This window comes from Candidatus Lokiarchaeota archaeon (assembly GCA_014730275.1).
GTDB lineage: Archaea > Asgardarchaeota > Thorarchaeia > Thorarchaeales > Thorarchaeaceae > WJIL01.
This window is the reverse complement of record WJIL01000058.1, coordinates 1-5,762: the sequence shown is the minus strand read 5'-3', so window position 1 is coordinate 5,762 and position 5,762 is coordinate 1. Positions and strand designations below refer to the sequence as shown.

General features: G+C 46.3%; 3 protein-coding genes. All 3 read right to left on the bottom strand.

What is annotated here, in order from left to right:
• Positions 1 to 610: 610 nt before the first annotated feature.
• Entirely contained in the window at positions 611 to 1,573 is a 963-nt protein-coding gene (locus GF309_05985; protein ID MBD3158324.1) for a helix-turn-helix domain-containing protein, read from the bottom strand.
• A gap of 347 nt (positions 1,574 to 1,920) precedes the next feature.
• A complete protein-coding gene (locus tag GF309_05980) occupies positions 1,921 to 2,877 on the bottom strand; it encodes an ArsR family transcriptional regulator (GenBank protein MBD3158323.1) in 957 nt (318 codons plus the stop codon).
• 38 nt (positions 2,878 to 2,915) lie between these two features.
• Positions 2,916 to 3,527, bottom strand: a complete 612-nt coding sequence (locus GF309_05975; protein MBD3158322.1) for a VWA domain-containing protein — start codon at positions 3,525 to 3,527, stop codon at positions 2,916 to 2,918.
• Positions 3,528 to 5,762: the final 2,235 nt, after the last annotated feature.

Here is a 5,762-nt window from a genome sequence, read left to right as displayed (position 1 = left end):
GAATTTGCAACCGATAAGCCGATGCATCTAGTTTCAATCTCCTTAGCTGGAGCTTATTCTATGCAACACTTAGAACATGCTTATGAGATTTTAGACGCCTATAATCGTTTCAATCTCCTTAGCTGGAGCTTATTCTATGCAACCTTACAGAGATCTCCCCTAATCAAGCTTTTTGCCATTCATAGGTTATGATCACAGTAAAAGCTTCGATTATCTATCTAGAGGGGTATCCTTTAAGAAGAAACTCGAAACCAGATAAACAAGGATAGCGCTGCAATGACTAATCTCCAAACCTATGGGCATTGCGTTGACGATTATCTCGATGGGAAAGTCCGAATTGATGAAATAAATAATTCTGACCTTTTTTGTATTATGCGTAGGATAGTGCCAAAGATTACGAGGAAAAAGAGGATATGATAAGCCAGTAGTAGTCATTCAAGACTATAAGACACTTCCATCAAACAAAGATGATAGTAAAAGCTAACAAGAAGAAAGGGGGAAACTCGAAGCGAATCTAGACCCCGTAGATCACACCTAGCACTGACAACTAAATGTCAAGCAATCTCTACCGCAGTGTTACAACCGAAACCATGCCATTCGGCCAAACATGCTACACATCAGATTGACGCCGGAAGAACCCGAGCTCCTCCAGACGATGGATGTGACGGTACACAGTCGAGTCGCTCAACCCCATCTTCTCGGCAACATCAGGAACCGACATCCCACGTTCCCAGTGCTTGAGCAGCTCAAGCGTGTTGTTCACGGCATCTCGCCGCTGTACACCAAGATACTCTTTCACGTAAGCAAGTGGCATGTACTCGAGCTCGATGTAGCTGTGGGTTTTCCGTTGTGCTATCGTGAGTGCAGCATCATCAGAGGTGTTTTCGCTGACCGTCTCCGCGAGATTGTGTTTGATGACCTGCTCCATCTTGGATGAGCGAATGTTATGGTACCAGTCTGCAAGCTTCACCGCAGGTGGGGCCACATCTTCTTCGGTGAAGTAGAGCGATTCGCCAGCTGATTCCGACATGAGGATCACAGCATCAAGTGAAGATGCATTTCGTGAGTAGATTTTGAGGTTTTCACCCCAGCCCTCCCGCATGGTAAGATGACCCTTCTCAACATACTGGTCGGTTTCCGAAAGCGAAACGAACTCGGTCTCACCATTTTTGGTTCCCAGGATGATACCTCCGCCAAGCCGACCAAACAGCACTGTGCCACTTTTGATACCGATAAAAAGCAGCGTCGATGATAGGGACTCTGGATCAACCGATTCTTCATCAGCGTAGTCGACTAGTGCAGCATCGAGTGCCTCAGAAAGCTTGGTGGCGATTTCTGCTGAGTCAAGCTCGGTAAGCGAATCGAATTCTTCTATAAGATAATCCGTTGCGACTTCAACAGCCTTGCTTGAACCCAGATGTGAGTTCTCAGCCGACCTAGCCCCGTCGGCCAGTGCCGCAGATAAAACTCCGTTCCCACTTTGAACCGCAACACTGTTTTGACACGGTTTGCCATCTTCATCTTGTCGCTTTCCTTCTTGAACTGCTCCTGCGCCGACCCATCTCGAAAACATTTTCCGACCTTCCAAATATTCTGCTGAGAAGACAGTGTCATTGCAGCACCTGATATAGTCTGAGTCACTCGCCAATACGCCTAGATTAGCATAGCGATGAGATTCATGGTAAGCGTGCTGTTTCAGGTCCCTTTGACATCTTCATCTTCCCGTACGTGGTTTTCTCTTACAAAAACCAGCACTTGCACTTAGATGTCAATAACTAAGACCGCTTAAAAAGAGTAATTCGGATGTCCATAGTAAACTCTGGAGTTGTAAACGATGTCCAAGCAGCTCACCAAAGTCAAGATGCCCCCTCGCCTTTCTGAAAGCAACAGCAAAATCTTTCGGCATCTCAGCTCCAAATGCTACTCCGCTGTAAACAAACCCAAGTCGTTCAAACGGCTTAGATGCCGGTAGACCGTAGATACTCCCAGCTCTGTCTTCTGAGCTACATCTTCTACGCTCATCTCACTCCCCATGTAATTGAGAATCTTGAGCGAATTAGTTAGCGCGTCCCTCCTTCTAACTCCAAGGAATTCTTTGACATAATCCATTGGTTTGGATTTGAGTTCGAGAGAGGTGTGTTTCTTCTGCTGCACTATGAGAAGGGAGGTATCATCTGGTGTTTTTTTGCGAATCTTTTCTCGGAGGTTATGTCTAACGATTTGATCCATTTCCGAAGAGCTGATATCTCGGTACCAATCGATGAGTTTCGTTGCAGCAGGAGCGACTTCACCTTCCTTTCTCAAATAGAAGGAATCAGCTGTACCATCCGACATAAGTACCAACGCATCGAGAGAAGTGTCAGTTTTGACCGATATTCTGAGATGCTTTTTCCATTCTTTCGACATTGTCAGATAGGTCTGATTGGCAAATTCGCCACGTTCTGGAGTAGACAGAACCCCCGGCTTCTGCTTCTGCACGCTGAGAATGACACCATCTCCAAGATGACCAATAATCATATCGTATTCCTTGATGCCAACAAACAACAACGTCGAAGAAAGCGAGCTTGCAGAAATCGATTGCTGTTCGGCGTAGGTTATCAGAGCCCTCGAAACCATCTCGGACAAATAATCAGCGACAGCTTGTTCGGGCGAATCATGAAGGAATTCGAAATCCGTCACCAATTCCCACGTTACAGTTTCGACGGCAATACTGGAACCGATGTGTGAGTTTGAAGCTGAACCTGCTCCATCAGCCAGAGCGGCAGCCATTACACCGTTCTTTTGCAGTATTGCAATGGAGTCCTGGCAGGGCGTACCTTTCGCTGTGTGGTGTTTACCCTGCTGTACGCCTCCTGCAGCAACCCACCTCGAAAGCAATGCTACTTCCCTTCCAGACTATTCTTCTACACCATCAGCTATGGAAAGGTGTCCCAGCCCTTCTGAGCCCAGGTATCGATTTCCTCGGTTGGTAATCGTCCACCCTCACCCGGAAGAGACCGAGATTGGCGAGCTGTACTTTCACTAAGCCATTCGAAGAATTCACGGAATTTGAGGCCCTGTAGCTTTAATGGTTCTTTCTTAGGAGAGAATTGAGACAAAGCTTCATAATCTGCGTCTGGGCCGACGCCGATAGGAAATATGACCAGCTTTTTGTCATTGATGAGTTCTCTCGTGCGTTTTGCGGCCTTTTGGGTCACGCTTTCAGGTTCATTTTGGGGCTTCCCATCCGACATCAGAACCATCCAAGGCTGATGGTATGAGATTCCTGCCTGAGAGTATAGTTTCTTTCGTTCGATAAGAAGATCTAAAGCTAAATCAACACCAGCCCCCATATGAGTCCACCCGCCTACAAGGAAATCTGGTGGTTCAACCTTGTCAATACTCCCGAATTCGACGACCTGCTGCACATCACTGCTGAACGTGACGATACAAATCTCGACAGACTGCCGCGCAAATTCATCAGCTTTGAGCTCTTCCAAGAAAAGTCTCACACCCTTCTGCAGTTCGATGATTGGTTTGCCAGTCATAGATCCACTAACGTCAAGAGTCAAACACACAGGTGTTCTTGTTGAGGGATTTGAAAGGAAGTCCTCATCACTTAGTTCATAATCGCTTGTCAATCGAGGGTCTCCTACTTGATAAAGAATCACGAATGTTCTTCATAAGCATTATTTGTATTTAGGAATCCCACTTTGCTCTGCAGCTTCTACAAACGAAATCCTTCCCTTGGCTCCTCAATTCAATCCAGAAACCTAGGGTTATCTCAGTCTTTGTCCTCTTACATTCAGCACATCGAAGGGCTATTTTTTGCCATTTCTCCCTGCAATCCTCACAGACGAAAGTTTTACCCTGTGCCTTCAACTCCTCGAGAAATTGTAAGGTTATTTCCTTCTTTATGTGACCACACTCAGTACATAGCAAAGGGATCTTTTCTCTGCACTCATCACAGACAAAGCTTTTTCCTTCATTTTCCAGCTCTTCAAGGAATTTCAGCATGACCTGGCATTCCTTCCCACATTCTGAGCAAGTTACAGGAACGTGCTCCCACTTCGCTCGACATTCATCACAAACGTAGTCCTTTCCTTCCTCTTCGAGCTGGTTCAGACGTAATTTGGTGGCCTTGGTCGACTTACCACACTCAGAGCATTCGACGGGGACCTTCTCCAGTTCATCCATGCAGTCGTCACAGAGGAAACTCTTGCCCTCGCTTTCCAGCTTCTCCAGTAGGCCTTTATAGGTTTCACATTCAGCTCCACAGATGGAACAATTGGCTTTGATTTTTTCCCACCCAGCTCTGCACTCATCGCATACGTAATCTTTCCCTTGCTTTTCAAGAATCTTAACAATCATGGATTTCTCTTCGATTTCTTTCCCGCATTCTGAACATTCCACAGTAACTGGCGCACGGCCTTTCCTTTTGCAGTCGTTGCAGACAAAGGGCCTGTTCTTCTGCTTCAGTGATTCAATAAATTGCCGATTCTGTTCTCTTACAGCACCGCATAAGAAGCACTTCACTTCAACCGGATCTATGATTTTGTAGGTCTTCGGGAATATTTCGTTACTGTGATGGCCGTTGTTAATGTGCTCTTTGTATCTCCTCAGTTCGTTTATCATGACCTGCGCCGAGAACCGTTCACCTTCGGCGAAAATCTTGTAGAACATCTCCTTAATTCTGTATGGAAGATTGCTCCAGATGAACCTCCACGGGCCAAGTGGGGCATCTCCTGTTGACTCGTCGCCCAATGGGTAGGGGAATCTTTCATTCTTCACATTGTCGACGAGGGAGCCACCACCCTGATACGCATAGGGAGCTTGGCCAGGATGAAGAATGGTAAACACGAGTGTAGCAAGAGCGAAGTACTCGTCCTCATAGGTACGCAGAAACTCGCCAAATTTTCGAATATTCCGCCCTTCGAGCTTCTTGTAAATCTGAGGTGACACGAACGGAGGTTGTGCAACAGCAGAAGGAAAATCACGTATTTGGCAACTGTCTAAATCGACCAAGTAAACCTCATCAGAGCCTTTCACGACGATATTATCTAGATTGACATCGCCAATCAGTATCCCCCTTCTGTGAAGCTGCTGGGCTTTTTCTAGGATCTCAATACTTATTTCAACCAAATTGATTCTCTTCCAGTCCGGATATGTTTCTAGGACCTTCCTGCCCAGTATCACATGACGGAGGTCCTTGCCTTCTACTCGTTTCATGATGTAGCCAATCAACTGGTTGTATTGATCATATACCAAATCCCTTGGCCAACAAACTCCCTCAATGTCAATATCGTACTCGGTCATCAGCTTGAGCTTGTGCAATCTTCGCTTGGTAAGATAGTGTGGTTGGTAGATTTTGCAGACAAGTGAATCCGATATCTTATACACAGCCCCCTGGGCACCCCCACCAAGTTTGGCACCAAGCTTGATTTCTTCATTGTTTTCGGTTATTACTTTCTCACCGGATTTCACTTCCCTCATTCTCCCCACAGGCTTCTCAGGCAGAGATGTTGGTTCAGTTGGTAGTTCGGGTAGCTTTATCTCTGGCTTTCCGTGGAGCTGTTTTCGTGTAGCTGCCTTTCGGTCAATACCTTCCAGTCTATTATCATCTAGTTTCCTCTGAAATCTCCAAGGCTCCAGCTCTCCCTGGTTGTTCAGCCTGAAAACTGCAATTTCATATCGTGAGTCTACTGCCCGCTGTTCATTCAGATCCAGAGCATCCTGAGCAAGACTAACATCCTGCGTTATCAATGCAAGACTCAATTGCGTTC